This window comes from Microbacterium galbum (assembly GCF_032464915.1).
Taxonomy (GTDB): Bacteria; Actinomycetota; Actinomycetes; order Actinomycetales; family Microbacteriaceae; genus Microbacterium; species Microbacterium galbum.
In genome coordinates this window covers 421,991-446,324 of record NZ_JAWDIS010000003.1, presented here as the reverse complement: position 1 = coordinate 446,324, position 24,334 = coordinate 421,991, and the positions used below count along the sequence as shown (strand labels likewise).

The following is a 24,334-nucleotide window of genomic DNA, read 5'->3' as shown; positions in this document are numbered from 1 at the left end:
CGCGGGCGCCCGAGCAGGCACCCGTGGGGCGATCTCGCGCCGCTCTACTTCGCCACCACCACCACCCTCAACGGAGCGCTCGTGGTCGCTCCTCCGGCGTTCGCGAACTCGATGGTGTAGGTGTACGTGCCGACCGCGCGGCCGGTGACGGGAACGACCACTTTCTGCGCGGCCGGGGTCGCCGCGGTGAGCGCGCCCGACGCGATCTCGACGTCGTTCTCGAGCAGGCGGTACGAGGTCGCGTTCGTGCCCCACCAGAGGTTCGCCGTCAGGGAGTACGCGCCGTCGCGGTCGCTGTTGTCGGAGGAGAGCACGGGCGCTCCCGGGGCGGCATCCGTCACCTTCACCGTGAGCGGTTTGGTCGCCGTCGTCCCCTTCGAGTTCACCAGCTCACCCGTGAACTGATAGGTGCCGTTGCCGAGCCCGGCGATGTCGACGACGCTCTTCTGCGCATTCGGCGTCGCCATCGTCAGGGGCATTGTCGCGACCAGTTCCCCGTCGCGGTACAGCTTGAACAGCGAGCCGTTCGAGCCCCACCACAGGTTCATCGTGAGCTGGAAGGTGCCGTCCTTCAGGCCGGTGTCCCAGCCGTCGTTCGACGAGAGCACGCCCGTGCCCGGGGCGGCGGTGGCCCCGTCGTTCGACGGGACCTCGGGCAGGGTGATCGTCGACGTCGCGGCCGAGCGGTCTCCCTCGCCGACGGCGTTGACGGCCGCCACCTCGAAGGCGTGCGCCGAACCCGGCGCGAGGTCGGACAGCGTGCAAGTGGTCTCGGCCACCTCGCACACCGGCTCGGTGGCGCCGGCCTCGTAGACCCGGTAGCCCGACAGCGCCGCGCCGATCTGCGCCGGCGCCTCCCACGCGACAGTGATCGAGGTGTCGGATGCCGCGGTGGCGGTGACCTTCTGCGGTGCCGTCGCGCGGGTGGTGTCCCTCACGGCGAGCCACGAGATGACGGGCTTCTCGCTGCCCGCGCCCTCGTTGGTGATCACGTAGTCGACCGTCGCCGCCTCGGTCAGGGTGAATGTCAGATCGCCCGTCAGCGGTCCGCTCACCCCGGTCAGTGGCACATTGCCCTTGGCGAGCTCGGTCCCGCCGACCGACACGGTGTGATTCATCGTGCGGTTCAGACCCCACCACTCGGTGAACCCGCCGGTCAGCGTGTATTGCCCCGCGGGCAGCGGGAGGCGGTAGGTGAGTCGCGTGGTGTCCTGGTATAGCCCGGTCGAGAACTTGTCGGTGATGTCGGTCGAGCCCTTCACCTTCATGCCGTCGGCGACGTATCCCCACTCGCCCGCCGAGGTCGAGACCTGATCGACTTCGTCATTGCGCAGCGTCGGTACGGCCTTCTGGACCGCGGTGAATTGCGGCGACGGCGTCGTGCCGGTTCCGGAGTCGATGTAGTAGACGAGCCCCGAGGGGATCACCTCATAGGCGGCGACCACCTTCTGACCGCCCTCGGTGAAGCGCCCGGTCAACACCAGCTTCTGCAGGTCGGTGCGCTTCTGGGCGGCCGAGTCGGCATCCCAGGTCACGGCCATGTCGGCCCCGTCGACCGGGACCGTTGCGGGCAGTTCGTCGTCGGCCTTCAGCGTGCCGACCACGCCGAGATCGCGCGGAAGCGCCTGCACGTAGACGAGGGCGAGGCGGGCGTTGTAACCCGACGTCCCCGTGGTGCCGAACTCCATGCGCACGACACCGTCCGCCGCGAGGGTGATGCGCTGGGCGACCGGCGTGGCCGCGCCGTTCGAGACCGCGGACTGCGTGGTCTCGGCTGCGCCCGGAGCCCGCACCTTGCTGTAGACGTTGGTCGTCAGCCCCGCCCGCGGAGCCTGCACGGCGACCACGTTGTAGGAGCCGGCGGGCAGGGTGAGGCTGTAGACGATCGGCTTGTTGAAGTCGGCGCCGAGGTACGACGAGCCCCAATCGGTCGGTGAACCCGCCGCGACGGTCGTCGCGGTGGTCGCGTAGCCCCAGGTCGCCGCGGAGCTGGTGCCGTCCCACTTCTGGTCGGCGCTGTCGTTGCGCAGGTCGGGGAACGCCGCTTTCGCCGTGGCGAACACCGAGCCGGCGGCCGCGCCCGACGAACCGGAGTCGATCAAGTACGTCAGATCGGCCGGCAGGGTCAGCACCGACGCGGTGATGCGCTGGTACACGCCGGCGGCGGTCTTCTCCGACGTGCGTCCGGTGGCCGTGAACGAGCTCAGCTCGGCGGCGGAGCCCGCAGCGCTCACCGAACCCGCGGTCCAGGTGATCGCGGCATCCGTGCCCTCGACCGACACCGTCGCGGGGAGGGTGCGAGCGGGGAGGGTCATCGAGAGCGTGCCGACGTCTTTCACGTCGTCGCTGACGTCGCGCGGGGTGAGCTGATCGACGGCGACGGCCAGACGCGCCTCCAGAGCGCGGGCGCCCTCGGCGTCGAGTCCGTACGCTCCCGGATCGGCGACCGCGTCGCGAGCGGCGTCGCGCGCCGACTGAAGCCGCGCCCACGAGTCGACGCTGTACTCGTCTTCGTCGAGGGCGCGTGCCGTGTCCACGCGCGCGGCCAGAGCCGAGGTGTCGACCTTGCTCGCGTCGGCGTTCGCGGTCACGACCCCCACCGCGTCGACGTTCAGCGCGTCGGCGTTCGCGGTGCGGATCTCGACCGTGTGGGTGCCGTTGCGGAGCCCCCGCAGCATGTACGCGGTGCGTTCGCTGCCCGCGGCCAGCGTCGGTGCGGCGGCGACGAGCTGCTCGCCGTCGACGATCACGTCGAGGGTCGGAGCTCCGGAGTTGGTGCCGACGATGTCGAGACCGGTCCCCGCGAACGTGTACGCCATGGTCGCACCCTGTCGGGTGCTCTTCGAGGCGGTGCGCTGCCACTCGTACATGCCCTGGCCGTTGACATGGCTCCACCCGTCGTCGAAACGCAGGACGGATGCCGAGGTGTCGCTCCAGCTGGTCTGGTGCATGCCGTCGATGATCTGGGTGTAGTACGGCGTGTACCCGGGCACCGTCTCGACGGTGAGGTTGTCGAAGCGCACAAAGCTGAAGCTCGATCCGAGCTGGATGCGTCCGGTCGCCTGGGGGGCGGCATCCGTGTACGAGGCCACTTCGACCCCATTGATCTGCGCGGTGTAGACCTCTCCCGCCACCTTCAGGGCGATGCGGTTCCACACGCCCGAGCCGGTGCGGAAGTCGACGCCCGCCGTCGTCGAGGTGTTGCCGGTGGCGATCACCGTGCCGTAGCGCTGCAGGGCCCACGCCCCGGTGGGCTCGACGCGCAGCTCGGCGGCCGAGACCGCCTGGCCGTTCGCCGTGCCGCCCTGCTCGCGCGCGCCGATGGTGGCGTACTGAGCCCCGTCGGCCTCGAACATCACGTCGGCGCCGACCACGTAGTTCGCCCACCGCGCGTCGCCGATGGTCGTCTTGGGGTCACCGCCGTTCCATGCGCCGCCGGCCATGCCCGAATCGATCTGCTGGCGCAGCACGCGCCCGTGCGCGGCGTCGGAGGTCGCGACGGATTCGAAGGCGCCGTTCGTGTCGTTGGTGTAGCGCGGGGTCGCACCCTGGTCTTCGGCCTGCACGCTCGGGGTGCCCGACGATTTGTCGGCCGCTCCCCTGCTGGAGAGGTAGCCCTCGCCGCTGTCGACGAGGGTGCGCGTGTCAGGGTCGTAGCCCTGCACGTCGCCCGTGCCGCGGTAGTCGAAGTCGTCGGCGTACAGGTAGCCGTCGTCGACCACACCGTTGACGTCGCCGGTCGAATCGGTATCGAGCACGTCGCGGCCGCCGTCGGTGGCGGTGTACTCCGTCGTCGCGGGGGCGGTGCGTCCGAAGCCCTCGCGCGGCGCGATCTCGCCATCGCGTGTCTCGGCGTGATCGAGCGTCGTGGCCGTCACCGTCGACCACGGCTTCACGGTGACGGTGTAGCTCCCGTCAGCGGCGGGCGCCATCTCGGCGAGGGGGCGGACGTAGTTGGCATCCGCCGCCTGCCCGGCGTCGGCCGCGCGCGTCTCCCACACCTCCAGCGTCCTGTCGTCGCCCAGGGGCATCCCGTCGACGGCGACGCGGTAGGTCTTGGTGAACGAGCTGTCGTTGACGATGACGGTGGAGAAGTCCGCACCGTCGGGGTCGGCGAGGGTCGTGTACGACGCCCCGCCCGAACGGGCGCCGCTCGGCGGGTTGCCCGTGCCGAGCTCACTGCCCGAGGCCTGCGGGATCGCGCGCCAGATGCCCGCGGTGTTGTCGTCGTTCTCCCACCCGAGCGTGGCGAACTGCGTGAACTGCTCGAGCACCGCAAGGCCGCCGTCGTACGAGATCCAGCCCGACCAGGGTTCACGGGCGTTCACGAGCTCCTTCGAGGAGTACTGGAAGCCGTCGTAGAACGACCCGATCGCCGGCTGGAAGATGTTGAGCGTGCGGCGCGACGCCGAGAAGCCGGTGGTGACCCAGTTGCCCATCTCGAGCGCGCTGCCGGGGCCGCCCATCGAGGTGCCCACCCCGCCCTGCTCGTTGCTGTTGGTGTTGTTCGGGCGGTCGGCGGAGTTCGAGAACGTCGACTGGCCCTCGGAGTTCCACACCTCACGATCGAGCTGCTCGGCGATCTTCTTCATGTTGCCGTTGCGGTCGTCGGCGCTGCTGTAGTGGAAGCCGACGATATCGACGGCGTCACGCAACGAGGAGTCGCTGCCGGTCATCGCATCGCCCAGGGCGACCGGCGGGGTGCCGACGGTGTCGCCGGCGATCGTACGGATCGAGGTGTACAGCTCGCGCTCGGTCGGCGAGGCGAAGCCGTTGTTCGGGTCGCCCGCGGTGGCGCCCTCGTAGCCCTTCGTGTCGTTCCGCAGCCACCCGGAGAAGTCCTTATAGAGCTGCAGGTCGGGGTTCGAGGTCTCGTTCGCGTCGGGGTTGATCGAGTCGATCATGTAGCCGAACTGCCGGTAGGCAGCCAGGGTGGTGTTCTTGAACCAGACGTACTGGTCCTGGTGGTTCGTCACCCACGTCGGGCGGTTCCAGCGGAGGATGCTGACGTGCACCGGACCGTGCGCGACGGTCTTCGCATCGGCGGCGAGCTGGAATCCGGGCTCGCGGAGCACGTTGGGGTACTCGTCGCGCGAGCGCATGGTCGAGGCGTTCGCTCCGGTCGAGGTGTTGCGGTCGTTGCCCATCTCGATTTTTACGGTGTTCATGATCGGATGGTCGCCACCGAAGAGCGTCTCGATGAGTTCCCAGTACTTCTCGGGGTGCTGCGACTTGTAGTCCAGCAGCAGGGCGCTCGTCGAGTTCGCGCTGAGCACCCCGAAGCCTTTGAAGGTCAGACCGTTGACGTTCTTCGCCGCCGCGGCGACGTCGCTGCCGCGCACCGTCACGGTGACGGGATCGGCGCCGGCCGCCTGTGCCGCGGTCGGAACGAGAAGGGCGCCGATCATCGTCGCCGTGACGAGTGCGGCCGCCGCCGCAGTGCGGACCGTAGGACGGGGATGAGGTCGAACCGGGGGGATCGGTGCCGTGACCATGGGGAGTCTCCTTCGACGGGGGCGCAGCGTCGGTCCGTTCCGATCGCCGCAGGGCACGCCCGTGTGCCCGCCCACATCGTCGGTCACCAGGTATGTCGCGCGGAAGCAAAACGAACACGTTCGATCACTCTTGAATCGATACGTACATCGCCCTACGCTGGCCGATCATGAGCGCAGGTTCTCCGCCCTTCGGACTGTCGCGCCGTGAACGCATCCTCGACGAGCTTCGCCGCACCGGATCCGTGAGGGTCGCCGACCTCGCCCGCGATCTCGGCGTCGCCGAGCTGACCATCCGGCGCGACATCGGCCAACTCGCCGACCGTGGACTGCTGACCCGGGTGCACGGCGGAGCGACGCTGCGCAGCCGGCTCGACACCAGCGTTCCCGCCGAGGCTCGGACGTCGGCGCCCATCCGCTTTCGGGTCGGAATGGTCACCCCGTCGCTCACGTACTACTGGCCGCACATCATCGTCGGCGCCCGCGCCGCCGCCACCGAGCTCGGTGTGCAGCTCGTGCTGCGCGGCGCCAGCTACTCGGTCGCCGATCAGCGGCGGCAGATCGCCTCGCTCGTCGACTCGGGGAGCCTCCACGGCCTGATCGTCGCCCCCGAGACCACCGGCGCCGACGGGCGGGCTTTCCTGCACTGGCTCGAGTCGCTCCCGCTCCCCGTCGTGCTCGCCGAACGCCGGGCGGCATCCGCCCTCGCCCTCACGAAGCTCGAATGGGTCACGACGGATCACGTCTTCGGCGGGTCGCTCGCGGCCGATCACCTCGCGACGCGCGGACACACCCGCGTGGGGATCCTCACCTCGGCGGGATCGCCCACCTCGTCGCAGCTGCGGCGCGGATGGGAACGCTCGCTCGCCGAACTCGGGCTCGACTGCCCCGTCGACGTCGACGCCTCGCTCGACGCCCTCGACGGCACCGCCCGCGAGGCGGTCGTGGCCGACCTGCTCGCCCAGTGCCGCGCCACCGGCACCACAGCGCTGCTCGTGCACTCCGACCCGCAGGCGGTGCTCGTGCAGCAGTACGCGCGCGACCACGGCTGGCACGTTCCCCAAGACCTCGCGATACTCGCCTACGACGACGAGGTCGCGGAGAGCGCCGAACCGCCGATCACGGCCCTGCGCCCCTCGAAGCAGCACGTCGGACGTCTCGCTGTCGAGACCATGGTCGGACGCCTGAGCGAGGGAGCGAGCCGGCCGGTCCAGCGGACGTACGTCCTCCCCGTGCTGCACACGCGCGAGTCGACCTGAGCGATCGGCGCTCGTCTCGCCACGTGCGCCTCGACGGACGCTCCATCGAACGCCGTCGCGCCGCGGGTGGGTCAGCGCACGTAAGCGTCGACGAGAAAAGACCCCCGGATGCCGCGGAACGCCTCGACCAATCGATCGAGCGCCGCGCGGTTCCAGCTCGCTAGCTGCAGATCGTGGGGGCCGAGTGGCTCGAGCCTCCCGGTGCGCAGCCGCACGACTTCCCACCCCGCCCCGCGGAGCGCGCGGTCCTTGCGCCGATCGGCGTCTTCGCGACGACCGACGTGCTCGAGGCCGTGCCTGCCGATCGAGTCGTACTCGACGGCGATGCGCAGCTCGGGGAAGACGAAGTCGGGCCACACCTCCAGGTGATCGAAGAACGGCCGCGCCACGCGGACCGCGTTCAGCTCCTCGCTCAGGTTCAGCCGCTCGCGCAGGTCAGCGCGCACCCGCCCTTCGACGGCGGAGGCGGGCTTCGGAGCGCACACCGAGACGAACGCCTCCCCCACGGTCACGTCGGGCGTCTTGCCGCACAGACGCTGCGGGCGCGGGGCGCGTCGCGCCCGCAGGACCGCGTTGGCGGACACCGCGGGCTTCGTGACGTCATCGCGCAGGGGCAGCGCCACGGCGCGGGTGGGGTTCGCCCGCTCGCTGCAGTCGGGGCACCACGCGCTGCGACGGCGCTCCCGCCCTGGGCGGAGGCGCTGCTCGGCCGGGGTGGCGGCGAACCGGTGTCCGGCGTCGCACTGCCAGAGCAGCAGGACGTCGGCGGCGGGAGGGACCTGGCTCAGCGCGATCCCGTCGTTGAGATCGGGATGATACTGCCGCACGAGAGCCGGGAACGCGGCCCAGGCCGCGCGGTACGCCCCCAGGGGGTAGGGCACCTCGAGCCCCTTCGACCACTGCCTGCGGGCCCACCACGCTTGCACTCTCTCCGGCACGCGCCCGACGGTAGCGCCGACCTCCGACACCGACGGAAGAGCCGCGGAATCGCCGGCGCGCGGGAGCCGGCTCCCCCGCGGGACGGAGGCGAGGCCGGGTGTAGGCGCCTAGTGTCGAGTGATGACGAGTCCCCCGCGCCGATCCGTCCCGCTGTCGATGTGGCTGTGCACCGCCGCGGTGATCGCCTTCGCCGCGGTCGCGCTGTTCGACACCGACGGGCTGTGGCGGTGGAACATCATGGCTCTCGGGCTCGCCCTGGTGATCGCCGGTGGCGTGCGGCTCGGTGTCGAGCTCCTTCGCGCGCACGCCCCGGAGGGGCCGGACCCGCGTGAGCCCCGAGGGGAGGAGTAGGGCGGGTGGGACTTGAACCCACGATCGTCGGGTTATGAGCCCGCTGCCTTGACCAGCTTGGCCACCGCCCCCAGCGGAAATGAGCCTACCGGCATCCGGATGCCGATCTCGAAAGCGGTCGCGGCCGGCGCCCTCCGTGACGCGCGCGGCTAGCGCCGAGAGCCCACCGGCGTCAGGCGGGGGATCCAGCACCGCACGTCGCGCGCGTAGGAGAGGTAGTCGGCGCCGAAGGCGCGGGCCAGGTCGGACTCCTCGTGGGGGCGGATCGCGTAGTTCCAGACGAGCGAGCCCGCGAGAGCGTAGACGACCACCATCCACGATGACATCAGCAGTCCGACCCCCACGCCCTGCGCGATGCCCGCGAGCGCCATCGGGTTGCGGACGAAACGGTACGGCCCCGCCACCACCAGACGGTTCGGCATGGCGGAGGGCAGGGGCGTGCCGTCCCCCTTGACGGTCATGGCCGCCGCCGACCACAGCCCGAGGGCGCTGGCGGCGACCACGACCGCGACCCCCGTGATGACCACGCCGTGGGGCAGCGGCAGCACGAGCCGCCACCGCTCCTCGAGGAAACGGATGACGAGGGGGAACACGACGAGGAAGAGTCCCCAGAACACGACGATCTGCGTGGCCGTCGCGATGACGTGGGCCAGGGGCGTCGCGCGCGAGCGAGCCGGTCGGAAGGCGAACGGACCGACCAGCAGCAGCGAGGTCGGGATGCGGCCGAAGACGAGCAGCAGCCACGCGCCCACGGAGGCGACGCTCGCCGCGATCATGAGGATCACCCCCACCCCGGCGAGGGTCGTCAACGTCGCGTACAGCGCGAGGAGGGCCGTCACCACCAGGGTCCAGGCGGTCGCCGCTCCCGCTGCCACCCGTGACGCCCGGCCCGGCAGCACGGCGGCCAGGGCGGACGACACGACGAACAGCGGGATGTCGACCACGGCCACAACGACCGGGTCGAGCCCGCCGAGGGTCGCTTCACGGACGAAGGGCACGGTGAACACCGACACCCACCAGGCGGCGCCGGCCACCGCCTGCAGCGCGAAGTACGTGCGACCGGCCAGGCGTGCGGTCGGCGAACGCAACGACACCGCCGGATCCCGTCGCCTCGTCAGTGCACGCGCGGTGCGGCGGGCTTGCCGTCGGCGGTGATCTGCGGGTGGTGCTTCGTCAGCTGGATGACGCCCCAGGTGGCGATCGCCCCCGCGATGACGAACCCGATGAGCGCCCAGGCGGGGGCCGTGGAGGCCTCGCCGAGGACGAGCAGGCCGATGAGCACGGCGACGATGGGGTCGATGACGGTCAGTCCCGCGATCACCAGGTCGGGCGGACCGACCGAGTAGGCCGTCTGCACGAAGTACGCGCCGACCGCGACCGCGGCGAGCAGCGCCACGAGGCAGAGAAGCGTCAGCCACTCGAAGTTGCCGGCCTGGGCGCGGCTGATGACGACCTTCGCGAGCGTCGCGACGAACCCGTAGATCACGCCCGCGGCCATGATGTAGAACAGCGCCTGCGCGCGACGACGAATGAGCACCCAGAACACGCCGAACACGATGACGACCACGGCGAGGATGCCGAGGATGATCAGCAGTTCGCGCTCGGTGATGACGTGCTCGGTGGCGAAGAACGCGGCGATCGTCACGAAGATGAAGATGCCGCCGACGCACAGCGCGATTGCGAACAGCGACTGCTTGGTCGGCTTGTGGCGCGACACGCGCGCATTCAGCACGGTCGTGATGACCAGGGCGATCGCGCCGAGGGGCTGCACGAGGATGAGCGGCGCCACCGAGAGCGCGGAGAGCTGGCAGACGATCGCGAGGCCCAGCATGAGCGTGCCCGCCACCCACGACGGGCGCGTCAGCAACGAGGCGAGCTGCGAGCGCGAGAGCCCCCCGGTGGTCTTGCCCGACAGGCGCTCCACCTTCTGCACCCCGCGGTGCTGGTACTGCGCCCCGAACGACATGAACACCGCACCCAGCAGGGCGAGCGGGATGCCGAGCAGGATGCGCGGATCGCGGAACACGCCGACGAGCTGGTCGATTCCGTCGCTGAGGGTTGCATCGAGCGGGATCACCCCTCGACGATAGCCGTCCGCCCGCTGGATAGGCTGGTGACGTGGCCGTACTCCCGATCCGCATCATGGGCGATCCCGTGTTGCACGCTCCCGCCTCCCGCGTCGACGAGATCACCGACGAGGTGCGTCAGCTCGTCGCCGACATGTTCGAGACGATGGATGCCGCCCCCGGCGTCGGCCTCGCCGCCCCCCAGGTGGGCGTGGGTCTGCGGATCTTCACGTACACGTACGAGGACGACGAGGGTCTCCCGTGGCGCGGCGTCGTGATCAACCCGGAGCTGTGGATCCGTCCGCTCGAGCCGGGCTACCCCGACCCCGACGACGAGAGCGAAGGGTGCCTGTCGTTCCCCGGCGAGCGTTTCCCGCTCCGCCGGTCGGAGGCCGCTGTGCTCACGGGCACCGACCTCGACGGCCACGCGGTGCGCATCGAGGTGTCGGGGTGGCGCGCACGCATCCTGCAGCACGAATTCGATCACCTCGACGGCATCCTGTACATCGACCGTCTCGATGACGAGGACGCGCGCGTGGTCGCCAAGATCGCGAAGAAGCGCAAGTGGGGGAAGCCGGGCGCCTCGTGGATGCCGGGCGTCGACGACATCGACGCCTGACCGTCCCCGCCGGTCCCGGCATCCGGGGGACGCGATCCGGACCATACGAGCGGCCGACCGACGGCCTCGTCTGCTGTCGTGCGCCCGGGACCGCCCCGCACCTCACCCGCCGAAGGCGTGCAGCCCGAGGTCCTCACTGAGGAGCTCGCTCGCCACGTGTCCTCGCACACTCGTGCCCTGAGCGTCCAGCGGCGGGCTGATGATCGCGGCTCCCAGACCGCCGCGTGCGGCGAGGACGATCCCGCCCGACACGCTCGACTTGGCCGGGACACCGACCGCCCGCATCCATCGTCCCGATCCGTCGTACATCCCGCACGTCGCCATCACCGACACGACGTCTCGAGCGACGCGCGCGGGGATCACGCGGTCTCCCGTGCGCGGGTTGACGCCGCCTCCCGCCAGCGTCGCGCCCATGATGGCGAGGGTCTCGGCATCCACCAGCGTCGCGCACGCCCGCGCGTAGACGGCGACGGCGTCGTCGGCCGACGCGTCGAGCACGCCTTCCGCGCGCAGGAGGTGGGCGAGGGCGTGATTGCGGTCACCCCGCAGGTGCTCATCGTGGGCGACCTCGTCGTCGACGTCGAGCTCGCGGCCGGCGAATGCCGCCAGCCCGGCCGCGATCCGCTGCATCCGCCCCTCCGGGCCCGTGCCGTCGACGAGGGATGCCGTGAGCAGCGCACCCGCATTGACCATCGGGTTCGGCGGACGACCCGTGCCGGTCTCGAGCGTGATGGCGTCGAAGGACTCCCCCGTCGGTTCGATGCCGACGCGCTCCAGGGCACCGCCATCGGTGTCGAGCAGCGCGAGAGCGAACAGGAACGGCTTGACCGCCGACTGCACGCTGACGCGAACACCGGCCTCGGCACTGCCGCGGACGCTGCCGTCCGGCAGGGCCAGGGCGATGGCGCACAGGTCGGGGTCGGCGGCGGCGAGAGCCGGGATGCTGTCGTCGACCCGACCATCGCGGTGGGGGCGCAGGCGCGTGCGCAGCGCCTCGACGTCGTAACGGGAGGGGTCGGCAGGAGACGGCGATGCGGGAGGGGTCACTCCCCCACCCTCGCAGCCCTCTCCGGCGCAGGCGCGGGCGATTGCGCTTTCCGGCGGTCAGTAGAGGCCGCGCGCCGCCAGTTCGCCGCGCAGGATCGGGGTCAGGCGCTCGGCGAAAGCCGGCGTCACGTGCGTGTCGTCGTAGCGCACGGGGGTGTCGCCGGCGAAAGCGGGACAGACCCCCTGCCAGCAGGTGAAGGGCAGCGCGCTGATCGCGGCGTCGCCGGTCGACGCCGCCTGCTTCTCGCTCGCCTCCTCCATGGCGGTCCAGACGTCGTCGACGGCGGACAGGCACGATGCCGGTCCCATGATGGGCGAGAAGCACCGGCCGAGGTCGGCGCCGTGCGGCGGAGGCGCCAGATACACGGTGCGTCCCGGCGGAGCCCAGCCGGCGACCTCCCGGGCGGTGGAGGATGCCAGTTCGCCCGCGTTCAGGTCCCGACCGTCGATCGTGCGCGCGAGGGTGAACGCGTTCGACACCACGAGCAGATCCGCGGGGTCGGACGCCACCATCGCCGCCACGTCGCTCTTGCGTGCGCCGCAGCCGGCCGTGACCGCGGGGTCACGGCTCTCGATCAGGACGTCGGTGAAACGGCATCCGTACATGCCGACGGTCGTCACCCGCCAGGCGCCGCCGCTCTCGTCGGCCAGACGCGCGAACGCGGGCGCGTAGGCCATCGCGCTGGAGTCGCCCACGAGGTAGAGGTGGTGCGCGGCGCCGGGATCGCCCCACGTGCAGCCGCGGAGATCGGGGGCACGATCGGGGGTGAAGCAGTCGTGCGCAAGGTTGGCGGCCGACGAGTCGCGCATGGCGTCGTCGAGCGACGGATGCAGGGTGGGCCAGGTGCTCGCCGTCGTCGCGGCCGCGAGGTCGCTCTGCAGCGTGGCGAGCGCGTCTCCGGCCACGGCGTCGACCTCGGCCGGGGCCGGCGCGGCGACGGGCATGCCCGGAAGGGTGGGGGCGCCGTAGGTCGCGAAGACGGCGAGGAGGGTCGCGCCGGCGCCGATGACGAGGGTGGCGAGGGCCATTCCGACGCGCGGGGCGAAACGAGAGCGCCACGACGCCCATGCCTCGGCGGTGGACGGGACCGTGGTCGGGGCGCCGGTCGCGGGCGAGGAGGTCGCGGCGGGGGTGCGTACGGGCGAGGCGGTCGCACGACCCGGCTCGGCGGGGGCGGCCGGGGGCGCTTGCGCCGCGGGGGCGGAGCGCTCGGCGGAGGCGGTTTCCTCGGACGCGGGAAGAGCGGCCTCGACCTCGGCGCGGGCGGCGGGTCGCGCGCCCGGGTAGTACCGCTGACCGGGCACCCAGCCCGCGGGACGCGACGCGAGGGCGCCGACACGGGCCTGAGGCGCGGCGGCCGCCGGAGGCGCGGCGGTCGTGGGTCGCGCGGCGGGGGTGGTGCGCGCGGCCGGGGTGGTGCGCGCGGCGGTCGTGGGTCGCGCGGCGGGGGTGGTGCGCGCCGAGGCCGGGGCCTCGAGGGCGACGTGTCGACCGCGCGGCCACGGCAGGCGATGCAGTGGTTGCTCGACGCCCAGAAAGGTCGCGACCGAGAGGACGACGATCGCGAGAGCGGTGATCGCGAGGGCCGCCGGCCCCGGCGTCAGCACCACGCCGGCGAAGACGATGACCGGGAGGTGCCAGAGGTAAAGCGAGTACGACATGTCGCCGAGGGCGACGGAGAGGGGATTGGTCAACACGAAGAGATGGCGGTGACGCGGGTCGCCGGCCACTCCGCCCGCGATCACCAGAGCAGCACCGGCTACGGGCAGCGCCGCCCAGGGCGCGGGGAAGGGAGCGGCGGGGTCCACCACGAAGAACGCCGCGACGATGACCGCCACACCGGTCCAGGCCCCTGCCCCGCCGATCGGGGCCGGGACGCGGGAGAGCGGGCCGGCGCTCGCGGCGAGCACCGCACCCACGGCGAGTTCCCCCACCCGCGTGACGGTCGAGAAGTACGCCAACGAGGGGTCGCCCGGCGTCAGCATCACGGCGGCGGCACCGGATGCCACCACGACCGCGAGCGCGAGGACCGCGATCGTCGCGCGGGCGATGCGTCCGCGACGGGCAGCTGCGGGCAGGAGCGCCACCGCCAGCAGCACCAGGAGGGGCCAGACGAGGGAGAACTGCTCTTCGACCGAGAGCGACCAGAAGTGCTGCAGGGGTGAGACGTCGCCGGTGGCGAAGTAGTCGCGGCCCTCGAGCCCGAAGCGCCAGTTCGACACCAGGCCCACCGCGGCCAGGGCGTCGCCGAGGGTGCGATCGACCCGGGTGGCGGAGAAGAGCGCGGATGCCACGGCCACGACCCCGCCGATGACGAGCAGAGCCGCGGGGAGCAGGCGTTTCACCCGCCGCGCGAAGAAGGCTGCCAGGCGAACGGTCCCCTCGGCGCGCAGATCGGCGAGAAGGATGCCGGTCACGAGGAACCCCGACAAGACGAAGAACACGTCCACACCGACGAACCCTCCGCGCGGCCACCCCGTGAGATGCGTCGCGACGACGGCGAGAACGGCCACCGCTCGAAGCCCCTGGAGGTCGCGGCGCACGCGCGGGGCACCAGCGGTCACGGGAGTCCCTTCCGACCGGTGGGAAGCGGCCGGGAAGAGCATAGTGGAAGCGCTCCCATATGAACGCCACCGGTGTCCTCATTACGCAGCACGGAGCCTGACCACGTGCAAGCCCCAGATTCCCCCGTGCGGTGGTGCTTCGATCAGCGCATGTGGCAGATCGCCGGGCTCCCCGCCCACCCTCTCCTGGTCCATGCCGTCGTGGTGCTCATCCCCCTCGCCGCCCTCATGCTGGTCGTGGGAAGCGTGTGGCCGGCGGCGCGCCGACGGCTCGGCATGCTGACCCCGATCGTCGCGCTCGTCGCCCTCGTCTTCGTACCGTTGGCGAAGGAGGCCGGAGAGGCGCTGGAGCGGCAGGTGCCGGAATCCGCCGTGCTCGAACGGCACACCGAGCTCGGCGACCAGCTCCTGCCGTGGGCGATCGGGCTCTTCGTCGTCGCCGCCGGGCAGTGGCTGTGGTTCCGACTGCGGGCACGACGCACCGACGACGCGGCGCGCACGACCAGACCCGGGGCGCGCGTGGCCACGATCGTCATCGCGGTGGTCGCGGTGCTGGTCGCCGGAGCGACCACTTACTCGGTCGTGCAAGTGGGCGACAGCGGGGCGCGAGCGGTGTGGTCGAGCGACAGCGGCGGCAACTGATCGGCCCGTCATTATGCGCGCCCCCCGCGCCCGCCGCTACCCCTGCCGTGCGAGCGGCGGAGGCCCGTAGCGTTCGGATCGGTGGATGTCGCCCGACGCCCGCCCGCTGCTCGCCCTCGCGGCACCCCCTGTGAAGGAACCGATGAGCCACGCTCCCGACCTGACGATGCCCCACGCCGGTGACATCCTCGGCGGGCGCTACGTGCTCGCCGAGCGCATCGGCGCCGGAGGGATGGGACGGGTGTTCCGCGCCCGCGACGAGGTGCTCCGCCGTGACGTCGCGATCAAGATCTTCTTCACCGACCGCACCGACGAGGCCGAGTCCTTGCGTCGGATGGCGGAGGCGCGCGCACCGGCCGCCCTCGATCACCCGGCGCTCGTGACGCTCTACGACGCCCGCCTCGACACCGACGATCACGTCTACCTCGTGATGGAGCTCATCAACGGTCCGTCGCTCCAGCGGCGTATCGAACAGGGGGTGCTCGCCCCCGCCGAGGTCGCCGGCATCATGGCCGACCTCGCCGCAGCCCTCGCCGTCGTCCACGAGGCGGGGATCGTGCACCGCGACGTCAAGCCCTCGAACGTCTTGTTGCGACCCCTGCGGGGAAGCGACCGCGCCGTCGAAGCCGTGCTGGCCGACTTCGGCGTCGCCCACCTCGTGGATGCCACGCGGCTGACGACACCCGGGACGGTCATCGGCACCGCTGCGTACCTCGCCCCCGAGCAGGTGCGCGGTGAGGCGCCGCAGCCTGCCTCGGACGTCTACGCGCTCGGCCTTCTGGCGATCGAGGCCCTGACCCGCCTTCACCCGTTCGGCGGCGGATCCGTGCAGGAGACCCTGCTGGCGCGGCTCGCGCGGCAACCCGACGTTCCCTCGACGCTCGGCTACGAGTGGAGATCCCTGCTGTCGGCGATGACCGCCCACGATCCGTCGGCCCGCCCCCGTGCGTCCGCGGTGGCCGAGCGAGCGGCGGCGCTCGCGGTCGGGCAGCAGGCGATCGCGGCCGACACGGGTCCCATGACCGTGGCGACGGGCACCACATGGGCCGAGCTCGGCCTGCCCGATCCGACGCCGGATGACGATTCCCCCACCGCGCGGGTGACGGCCCCCGTTCCGGCGGTGGCTGCCAGCCGGCCCGCCGGGCCGGTGGCAGCTCCTGCATTCCTCGACGAAGCATCCTCCACGGCGAGGTCGGCCGCGCTGAACGAAGATCACCCCTCGCCTGTGGCATCCGACCCGGCAGAGCGAGAGACGGTTCCCGCTGCGGCGCGCTCACGCCGACGCCGGTGGGCGTGGGCCGGGGTCGGGACGGCCGCCGCCGTCGTGGTCGGGGGCCACCTCGTCGCGTTCTCGTTCGCGGGAGCGGGCGGCTTCCCCGCCACCGGGGGCGTCCCCTCCCCCGCGCCCTCGATCGTGGCCGAGACCCCGGAGTCGACTCCCTCGGCACCGGTCTCCGACACGCTCGTCGATCCGGTCGTGAACACCGACCAGCGAACGACCGAGACGTCACCCGCCGATCAGACTCCCGTCGAGGTCGTGCCGCTCGAGCCCGCGCCCGCCGACCCGCCCGTGTCGGACCCGGGAACGGACCCCGGTCCGGGGTCAGGAGCCGAGCCGGGGAGGGATGCCGGCGGGGGGCCCGGATCGGGCCGAGGCAACGCGAACGGCGCAGATAACGGGAACGGGAACGGGAACGCCAACGGCTCAGGCAACGGAAACGGCGCGGGCGTCGGCAACGCGAACGGCGGCCCCGGGAAGCGGTGATGCGACGGTCGTGCGGATCGGCGCGGCGGGTCTTGCGTGTCAACGGTCGTGACGCCGGACGCGGCAGCATGATGCGCTACCGGCATGAGTGATCCCGACCGTCTCCCCGTCCCCGACCCCGCCGCGCAGAAGACCGACCGCGACGACACCTCCATCGTCCCCGACATGGACGCCGACCCCGTCGAGGAAGAGGCCCGACGCACTGAAGGCCTCGACGACCGGGCCTGACCCGCCGATCTCGCTCTGGCGCGTATGCCTGCTCCGCGGCGCGAAGCCGCCTCCCCCGTTCACGGCCTTGGCATCCGGAGCGGGCCGGCCGCAACCCCTCGCGTGCGGGCGCGGATCGCGCTTCACTGTGCGCGGGGGGAAGAATGTCGCCGAGGAGAGCCGCGATCGTCGTCGCCGTCGTTGCACTGCCTGTGGTGGTGGCATCCCTCGTCTCGCTCCCCTCGGGCGGCGTCGTCAGCCTGGTGTCGGCCCTCGGGCTCGCCGCGGGCCTGACGGGCGTCGGCGTCGCGTTGGTCTGGGCGACCCGCTCGTCGTGGGAGCCGGAGCCCGCCGCCTCCCCGCGCACCCCCGACCGCGCCGCGGCGCACCGCCGCGCACGCCGTCTGCTGCGGGTGCAGGGGTGGGTCGGTGTGGCCGGAGGGCTCGGCATCCTGGTGCTCTCGCATGGGATGGATGACGGCGAACGCGCGACGGTGCGCCTCGGCGCTCTGGGGGTCGGCCTGCTGATCCTCGGCGCCGTGAGCATCGTCATCGCGCGCGCGACGGGGCGGGGTCGGAAAGAAGAGGATGCCGCACCCGACGACGGTCCGCTCCCCTCGGGGTGGATCCTCGTCTCGCGGCGAGATCGCGGCTCCCTGCTCCTCTTCGCCGTTCCCGCCCTCGTCGCCGGGGTGTGGGGCGTGTGGCAGTTCGTGCCGCTCGTGCTGCTGTCCGTTCGCGAGGCGCCGGCGGGGATCCTCGTCGCCCTCGGGGTCGGCGTGGTGGCCGCCGTCGCGGGCGGCGTCGCGTGGGCGCGGCGCCAGGTCCCCGACGTCTGGGTCGACGTCGAGGCGGGACGCGCGCGGGTCGGGTCGCGGGTCGTCGCGGGGAGCGAGCTGACCTCGGCGCGCCTGAGCGCCACCGCGATGATCATCGGCGGGACGCGATCGCTGTTCCTCATCCTGGAGGGGCCGGAGAAGCTCCGCGTCCCTCTGCTGCTGCGTCGCCACGGCGCGCTCGCGATGACTCCGATGCAGCGACGAGCCGCGCTCGCCCTGGTGGACGCCGCGGCGATCGAGCTGCCCCGCGCGAAGGAAGATCCGACGGGGAAGTTCTCGCGGACGCTGTTCCCCACGCACCTCGACGCCGCGCAGGCGCGCGACCTCGTCGCGCATCCGCCGCGTTCCGACGAAGACCTGCCCGTCGCCGTCGGGTGAGACGACGAAGGCCCGACGCGGACGTCGGGCCTTCTGTGGCTCCCCGGCTTGGACTCGAACCAAGAACCTATCGGTTAACAGCCGATTGCTCTGCCAATTGAGCTACCGAGGATCATGCTCACCTCGCGGCGGGCAACCCCACGATACTAACAGCACGCGGGGGCGGCGGAAAAATCAGCGGGCCGAAATCCGTCGCTCGGGCGTGCCGTCGGGTGTCCACTGCAGCGTCTGGTCGCCGTGTCCCAGGGCGACGGCGTGGCCGGCGTGCAGCACGAGCACGTCGGCGTCCAGATCGCGCGGGGCATCCGCGTCGTTCGTGACGATGAGCGAGGCCATCCCCCGCTCGTCGCGGCGGCGGATGATCGACGCGCGCGCGGCGGCGCGCACCTCGACGTCGAGGTTGGCGTAGAGGTCGTCGGCCACGAAGAGGCGCGGCTCGAGAACGAGGGCGCGCGCGAGGGCGACGCGTTGGCGCATGCCGGCGCTCAGTTCGTAGGGGTACTTGGGCGCGGTGCCCAGCGGCAGTTCCATCTCATCGAGCAGCGTCGCCACGCGCACCGCCAGCGCCCGGGTGTTGACCCGGCGGTCGCGGCTGGTGATGGGCTCGGCGATGACATCCTGCACGGTGAGGCGGGAGGGCAATCCGGCACCGGCTCCCTGCGGCAGGTAGCCGGTGTGGAAGGTCCACTCACGACGGGCACGACCGGGACGCCGTGCCGAGATGCCGTGCACGCGCGCGTCTCCGCCGACGACCGTGAGGCCGTCGTCGGGGTGACCGGCCAGCAGTGACACGAGCGAGGTCTTCCCCGCCCCGGTCGCCCCGCGCACCACGAGCGTGCGCCCGGCGGGCAGGGTGAGGGTGATGCCGTCGATCACGCGCACGCCGCTGCGCGCGAGCGAGAGGTCGTCGGTGCGGAGGGCGACGTCGGTGTCGAGTGACCGGGGCATGCCCTCCATCCTCGCCGAGGATCCGCCTCCCCGTCGCGGGGCTTCCTCGCGACACGCCGGTGCGGTAGCGCGCGTCGGTCTCAGCCGGCGACGAGACGCTGGCGATCGGCATCCAGTTCGCGCAGGCGCAGGCGGAGGCGGCGCCCCTCCTCGGACTCCGCGGGAACACGCTGGATCCCGCGCAGCAGCTCGTCCTTCTCGCGCTGCAGTTCGCGCACGAGCAGGCCGCGCGCGAGGTCGTTCGCCGACGCCACCGCGCCCTCCTCGGTGCGCGCCGGGAACTCGGCCGTCAGCAGCTCGGCGGCGAGCGAACGGAACGGCTCGCGCACCGCCTCGACGGCCGTGACGGCCCAGCCCGGTTGCGACAGATCGGTGGATGCCAAAGAGCTGCGGACCGCTTCAAGAGCGGGGTGGCCGAACGGCGTCTGCAGCGCACGCAGGAACAGGTCGGGATCGATCCGGTGCCCGTACTGCAGGAACGCCATCATGGCCCCGCGTTCGAGCGCGACGTCGCGGGTGTGCGGGAGCGAAGCCATCGTGACCGACACGGCGACCGGGGCGGGCGCGGCGGTGCGCTGCGCGTCGCGCTTCTCGGCGCGGTCGGCGCCGCGGGCGGCGCGTTCGACGGCGGCCTGCACCTCGGGGATGTCGAGTCCGAGTCGGCGCGCCAGCACGCGGACGTAACCCGGCCGCAGCGCGGGGTCGCGGATGTCGGCCACGATGGGCGCCGCCGCGTGGAGGGCACCGGCGCGCCCCTCGACGCTGGAGAGGTTGAAGTCCTTGAGACGCTGGTCAATGACGAACTCGAACATGGGGGCCTTGGTCTCCATGAGCGAGCGGACGGCGCCGTCGCCGCGCTGGAGGCGCAGGTCGCACGGGTCGAGGCCCTCGGGAGCCACGGCGACGTACGTCTGGGCCGCGAATCGCTTCTCGTCGGCGAAGGCGCGCAGCGCCGCCTTCTGCCCCGCGGCATCCGGATCGAAGGTGAACACGACCTCGCCGGAGCTGCTGTCATCGCCCATCACGCGGCGGAGCACGGTGATGTGGTCGCTGCCGAAGGCCGTGCCGCACGAGGCGATGGCGGTGGTCACGCCCGCGAGGTGGCAGGCCATGACGTCGGTGTAGCCCTCGACGACCACCACGCGGTGCGATCGCGAGATGTCGCGCTTGGCCAGGTCGAGCCCGTAGAGCACCTGGGTCTTCTTGTAGAGCGGGGTCTCGGGGGTATTGAGGTACTTCGGGCCCTGGTCGTCGTCGTAGAGCTTGCGCGCCCCGAAGCCGATCACCTGGCCGGTGATGTCGCGGATGGGCCACACCAGGCGCCCGCGGAACCGGTCGTAGACCCCGCGCTGCCCTTGGGAGATGAGCCCGGCCTGCAGCAGCTCGTCGCGCGTGAACTTCTGCGCATTCAGGTGGTCGAGCAGATGCGACCAGCCCTTGGGTGCGTATCCGACACCGAAGTGCGCCGCCGCCCCCGCGTCGAACCCACGATCGCCGAGGAAACGGCGGCCGGTCTCGGCCTCGGGGGTCATCAGCTGCGCGCGGAAGTACTCCGCCGCGGCCGCGTTCGCGGCGTACAGGCGCGATCGCCCCGACGTCTCGGGGGCCGCTCCCCCGTCTTCGTAGTGCAGGGTGTAGCCGACACGGGCCGCCATGCGCTCGACCGCCTCGGTGAACGAGACGTGGTCCATCGCGCGCAGGAACGAGTAGACGTCACCCGATTCGCCGCAGCCGAAGCAGTGGTAGTAGCCGACCTGCGGCCGCACGTTGAAGCTCGGGCTGCGCTCGTCGTGGAAGGGGCACAGTCCCTTCATCGACCCGACGCCGGCGGGCTTGAGCGCGACCCGTTCGCCGATCACGTCGGCGATGTTCACCCGCGCTTTGACCTCGTCGACGTCGGCCTGACGGATGCGTCCGGCCATCAGGCATCCGCTCCGCGCGACGCCCGCGCGCCGGGGGCCCAGACACCGAGCTCGGCGGCGTCGACCTCGCCCACGAGACGCCCATGCCACGAGATAGCCAGCTGGTCGGTGAGGCTCGCGACCTGGTCGACGACGACGCGGCGGCGCGCGGCGTCGTCGGCCGCGGCGGCGAAGTCGGGGGCGTGCAGGGCGTCGAGCGCACCGGGGTTCTCCCACAGCGCGGAGGCCAGACGCTTGAGCACGTGGCGCTGTTCGCGGTACAGCACCTTGCGGCCGTCGATCGAGACGACGGTCGCGCCGATGATGCCCTTCAGCACCGCCATCTCGACCTCGACCTCGGCCGGGACGATGACATGCGCGCGGTAGCGGGTGAGCTCGTCGGCGGGGTACGCCTCGCGCGTGGCCGCGGTGGCCGCGCGGGCGAACCGACCGATCAGGTCGGAGGTGAGGTTCTTCAGTCGCGCGAGCGCGGGCCGGGTGCCGTCGAAGGAGTGGATCCACTCCGGCATGGCCATGAGCCGCTCGAGCCCTGCGGCCAGGTCGTCGCGCACGAAGTCGTACCCGACCCAGCGCTGGATGGCGTCGAGGAGCCCCTCGCGACCGACCCGTGAGGCCAGTCGCGCAGGATCGACGTAGCGGTTGACGACGGCGTCCTCGAAGTCGTGCACCGAATAGGCGATGTCGTCGGAGAGGTCCATGACCTCGGCTTCGATGCAGCGCTGTCGCGCCGGGGCGCCCCCGCGCATCCAGTGGAACACCGGCTCGTCGTCGGGGTAGACGCCGAACTTCAGCCGACCGCCCGGGTCGGGCACCGGCTCGTCGACCGTCCACGGGTACTTGCACGTGGCGTCCAGACTGGCGCGGGTGAGGTTCAGACCGAACGGTTCGCCGTCGGCGCCGAACACCTTGGGCTCGAGGCGCGTGAGGATCCGCAGGGTCTGCGCGTTGCCCTCGAACCCGCCGATGTCGTCGGCCCATTCGTTGAGCGCCCGCTCGCCGTTGTGCCCGAAGGGCGGGTGACCGAGATCGTGGCTGAGGCACGCGGTGTCGACAACGTCGGGCGACAGCTGCAGCGCGGTCGCGAGCTCGCGGCCCACCTGAGCGACCTCGAGCGAGTGCGTGAGGCGGTTGCGGGCGAAATCGGCGGGGCTCGCGGGGCTCAGCACCTGCGTCTTGGCGGCGAGGCGGCGCAGAGCGGCCGAGTGCAGCACGCGGGCGCGATCGCGCGCGAAGTCGTCGCGCTGCGAGCGGTGCCGTTCGACGTGGAAACGGCCGGCGTCGTCATCGTCGTAGCCGGCCGGACGGGCGGCCGTGGCCGACGCCTCAACCACCACTGTGGTGCAGCTCCGCATCGGCGAGGGCGCGGCCGGCGTCGTGGCCGATCTCGCGGGAGTCGAGCCAGCCGTCGGGAAGGGCCGGGCGCTTGGGAGTGCCGGCGCGACCGCGCTGCCCCTCCGCCGCCGCGCCCGGGTAGGGCGCGTCGAGCTCCATCGTGGCCAGCAGCTCGTCGATCTCCTCGAGCGTCGACGCGGTCGCAAGGCTCGCACGAAGCTCGCCGCCGACGGGGTAGCCCTTGAAGTACCAGGCGACGTGCTTGCGGATGTCGCGGCATCCGCGGCCCTCGTCGTCGAAGAACTCCACGAGCAGCTCGGCGTGGCGGCGGAAGGCCTTCGCCACGAATCCGAGCGTGGCGTCGACGGGCTCTCCGTGCGCGGCACCGGGGCCGCCGAGGGCGCGGGCGAGGTCGCCGAACAACCACGGGCGACCGAGGCAGCCGCGACCGACGACGACGCCGTCGCAGCCGGTCTCGTCCATCATGCGCACGGCGTCGTCGGCCGACCAGATGTCGCCGTTTCCCAGGACCGGCACGCTCGTGACGGTCTCTTTCAGCTTGGTGATCGCCGCCCAGTCGGCGTGGCCCGAGTAGAACTCGCTCGCGGTGCGGGCGTGCAGGGCGATGGATGCCACCCCCGCCCCTTCGGCGATGCGACCGGCCTCGAGATAGGTGAGGTGGTCGGCGTCGATGCCCTTGCGCATCTTCACCGTCAGCGGCTTGTCGCCCGCGGCCGCGACCGCGCGCTCGACGATCTCGCGGAACAGCGAGGTCTTCCAGGGCAGCGCGGCTCCCCCGCCGCGACGGGTGACCTTCGGGACGGGGCAGCCGAAGTTCAGGTCGATGTGATCGGCGTGGTTTTCGTCGACGATCATGCGCACCGCCGCCTCCACCGTGGCGGGGTCGACGCCGTAGAGCTGGATCGAGCGCGGCGTCTCGGACTCGTGATGCCGGATGAGCCGCATCGTGGTGTCGTTGCGCTCCACGAGGGCGCGCGTCGTGATCATCTCGCTCACGTAGAGCCCGGCACCGTATTCGCGACACAGGCGACGGAACGCCGTGTTCGTGATGCCGGCCATGGGGGCGAGCACGACGGGGGCGTCGAGTTCGATGTTGCCGATGCGGAGCGTCCGCGCCGGGGCCAGTGCCGTGTTCACCATGTCATTCTCCCAGACGTGCGCTCATGACGGTGCCCGCCCCCGACGGATGCGGGGACGGGCACCGGGTGGGGAGGAGTCTCACGCGTCGGCGGTCTCCGCGACCTCACGACGCTCGCCCCACACCTGACGGGCGATCTGCGAGAAGGCCTCGACCGGCTGTGCACCGCTCACGCCGTACTTGCCGTCGATCACGAAGAAGGGAACGCCCGTGATGCCGAACTGGCGGGCCTGCTCCTGGTCGGCGCGCACGGCGGCGCGGTAGCGCTGCGAGGAGAGGGCCTCGCGGACCTCGGCCTCGTCGAGACCGACCTCGACCGCGAGGGCGACGAGGTCGTCGTCGCGACCCACGTGCTTGCCCTCGAGGAAGTACGCCGACATGAGCAGTTCCGCGAGCTCCAGCTGCTTGCCGTTCTCCTTCGCGAAGTGCAGCAGCTCGTGCGCCTTCACGGTGTTGGTGTGCTGCAGGATGTCGAAGCGGTACGCGAGCCCAGCGTCGGCCGCGACACCCGTGACGCGGTCGAGCATCTCGCGGGCCTGCTCGGCGGAGATGCCCGTGTGCTGCGAGAGGTAGTCGATCTCGCCGCCGTGGAAGTCCTCGGGGGTGTCGGGCGACAGCTCGAACGAGTGGTACTCGATCTCGACGACCGGGGCGTCGTCGTCCGCGGCCGTGGCCGCCAGGCCGTTCTCGAGGTTCCGCTTGCCGATGTAGCACCAGGGGCAGGCGATGTCGCTCCACACGTCGATCTTGATGGCATCCGTCATATCGCGTGCAACGGCGCGACTCGTCGGTCTATTCCCCGCG

At 71.7% G+C, this 24,334-nt stretch carries 18 protein-coding genes and 2 tRNA genes; 7 read left to right on the top strand and 13 right to left on the bottom strand.

Annotated features, from left to right (window positions below; all coding sequences use genetic code 11):
* Window positions 1-44: 44 nt before the first annotated feature.
* A complete protein-coding gene (locus tag RWH45_RS14915) occupies window positions 45-5,408 on the bottom strand; it encodes a fibronectin type III domain-containing protein (RefSeq protein WP_315995664.1) in 5,364 nt (1,787 codons plus the stop codon).
* A gap of 254 nt (window positions 5,409-5,662) precedes the next feature.
* On the opposite strand from RWH45_RS14915, the gene RWH45_RS14910 reads away from it, so the two are divergent.
* Window positions 5,663-6,751, top strand: a complete 1,089-nt coding sequence (locus RWH45_RS14910) for a substrate-binding domain-containing protein (RefSeq protein WP_315995663.1) — start codon at window positions 5,663-5,665, stop codon at window positions 6,749-6,751.
* A gap of 71 nt (window positions 6,752-6,822) precedes the next feature.
* On the opposite strand, the gene RWH45_RS14905 is transcribed toward RWH45_RS14910, so the two are convergent.
* Window positions 6,823-7,689, bottom strand: coding sequence for a zinc-ribbon domain-containing protein (locus RWH45_RS14905; protein ID WP_315995662.1), 867 nt, complete (start codon window positions 7,687-7,689; stop codon window positions 6,823-6,825).
* A 121-nt stretch (window positions 7,690-7,810) separates the two neighbouring features.
* Between RWH45_RS14905 and RWH45_RS14900 the strand changes: the two genes are divergently transcribed.
* On the top strand, window positions 7,811-8,041 hold the full coding sequence (locus RWH45_RS14900; protein WP_315995661.1) for a hypothetical protein: 231 nt from the start codon (window positions 7,811-7,813) through the stop codon (window positions 8,039-8,041).
* Here the strand turns inward: RWH45_RS14900 and RWH45_RS14895 are convergent.
* The 3 genes from RWH45_RS14895 to RWH45_RS14885 all read right to left on the bottom strand — a co-directional run bounded on the left by RWH45_RS14895 (window position 8,039) and on the right by RWH45_RS14885 (window position 10,118).
* Window positions 8,039-8,112: transfer RNA gene (locus RWH45_RS14895), tRNA-Ile, on the bottom strand. The two genes, RWH45_RS14900 and RWH45_RS14895, sit on opposite strands and share 3 nt — an antisense overlap.
* Window positions 8,113-8,190: 78 nt before the next feature.
* Entirely contained in the window at window positions 8,191-9,135 is a 945-nt protein-coding gene (locus RWH45_RS14890) for a methyltransferase family protein (protein ID WP_315995660.1), read from the bottom strand.
* A 20-nt stretch (window positions 9,136-9,155) separates the two neighbouring features.
* Window positions 9,156-10,118 (bottom strand): DMT family transporter, encoded by a 963-nt coding sequence (locus RWH45_RS14885; protein ID WP_315995659.1) that lies wholly within the window; start codon window positions 10,116-10,118, stop codon window positions 9,156-9,158.
* 41 nt (window positions 10,119-10,159) lie between these two features.
* Between RWH45_RS14885 and def the strand changes: the two genes are divergently transcribed.
* A complete protein-coding gene (def, locus tag RWH45_RS14880; RefSeq protein ID WP_315995658.1) occupies window positions 10,160-10,726 on the top strand; it encodes a peptide deformylase in 567 nt (188 codons plus the stop codon).
* Between the two features lie 102 nt (window positions 10,727-10,828).
* Here def and glsA read toward each other — a convergent pair whose 3' ends face one another.
* Both glsA and RWH45_RS14870 read right to left on the bottom strand, forming a co-directional pair.
* A complete protein-coding gene (glsA, locus tag RWH45_RS14875; RefSeq protein WP_315995657.1) occupies window positions 10,829-11,773 on the bottom strand; it encodes a glutaminase A in 945 nt (314 codons plus the stop codon).
* Window positions 11,774-11,830: 57 nt separating this feature from the next.
* On the bottom strand, window positions 11,831-14,338 hold the full coding sequence (locus RWH45_RS14870) for an acyltransferase family protein (protein ID WP_315995656.1): 2,508 nt from the start codon (window positions 14,336-14,338) through the stop codon (window positions 11,831-11,833).
* Window positions 14,339-14,443: 105 nt separating this feature from the next.
* On the opposite strand from RWH45_RS14870, the gene RWH45_RS14865 reads away from it, so the two are divergent.
* The 4 genes from RWH45_RS14865 (at window position 14,444) to RWH45_RS14850 (ending at window position 18,169) form a co-directional block, all read left to right on the top strand.
* The gene (locus RWH45_RS14865) at window positions 14,444-14,980 is read left to right on the top strand and encodes a DUF2231 domain-containing protein (RefSeq protein WP_315995655.1); all 537 of its coding nucleotides are present in this window, start codon (window positions 14,444-14,446) and stop codon (window positions 14,978-14,980) included.
* Between the two features lie 85 nt (window positions 14,981-15,065).
* Window positions 15,066-16,745 carry a serine/threonine-protein kinase gene (locus RWH45_RS14860; protein ID WP_315995654.1) on the top strand — a complete coding sequence of 560 codons (1,680 nt, stop codon included), beginning with the start codon at window positions 15,066-15,068 and terminating at the stop codon, window positions 16,743-16,745.
* A gap of 84 nt (window positions 16,746-16,829) precedes the next feature.
* A complete protein-coding gene (locus RWH45_RS14855; RefSeq protein WP_315995653.1) occupies window positions 16,830-16,973 on the top strand; it encodes a hypothetical protein in 144 nt (47 codons plus the stop codon).
* A 143-nt stretch (window positions 16,974-17,116) separates the two neighbouring features.
* Window positions 17,117-18,169 carry a hypothetical protein gene (locus RWH45_RS14850; RefSeq protein ID WP_315995652.1) on the top strand — a complete coding sequence of 351 codons (1,053 nt, stop codon included), beginning with the start codon at window positions 17,117-17,119 and terminating at the stop codon, window positions 18,167-18,169.
* Between the two features lie 36 nt (window positions 18,170-18,205).
* On the opposite strand, the gene RWH45_RS14845 is transcribed toward RWH45_RS14850, so the two are convergent.
* The 6 genes from RWH45_RS14845 to RWH45_RS14820 form a co-directional block, all read right to left on the bottom strand.
* A tRNA-Asn gene (locus RWH45_RS14845) sits at window positions 18,206-18,281 on the bottom strand.
* 62 nt (window positions 18,282-18,343) lie between these two features.
* Complete coding sequence (locus tag RWH45_RS14840; RefSeq protein WP_315995651.1) at window positions 18,344-19,117, bottom strand: ATP-binding cassette domain-containing protein; 774 nt, start codon at window positions 19,115-19,117, stop codon at window positions 18,344-18,346.
* Window positions 19,118-19,197: 80 nt separating this feature from the next.
* The gene (gene dnaG / locus RWH45_RS14835) at window positions 19,198-21,039 is read right to left on the bottom strand and encodes a DNA primase (RefSeq protein WP_315995650.1); all 1,842 of its coding nucleotides are present in this window, start codon (window positions 21,037-21,039) and stop codon (window positions 19,198-19,200) included.
* Window positions 21,039-22,391, bottom strand: coding sequence for a deoxyguanosinetriphosphate triphosphohydrolase (locus RWH45_RS14830; protein ID WP_315995649.1), 1,353 nt, complete (start codon window positions 22,389-22,391; stop codon window positions 21,039-21,041). Before RWH45_RS14830 ends, dnaG begins: the two co-directional genes overlap by 1 nt.
* Window positions 22,363-23,532, bottom strand: coding sequence for a tRNA dihydrouridine synthase DusB (gene dusB, locus RWH45_RS14825; protein ID WP_315995648.1), 1,170 nt, complete (start codon window positions 23,530-23,532; stop codon window positions 22,363-22,365). Before dusB ends, RWH45_RS14830 begins: the two co-directional genes overlap by 29 nt.
* A 78-nt stretch (window positions 23,533-23,610) precedes the next feature.
* Entirely contained in the window at window positions 23,611-24,294 is a 684-nt protein-coding gene (locus RWH45_RS14820; protein WP_315995647.1) for a DsbA family oxidoreductase, read from the bottom strand.
* Window positions 24,295-24,334: the final 40 nt, after the last annotated feature.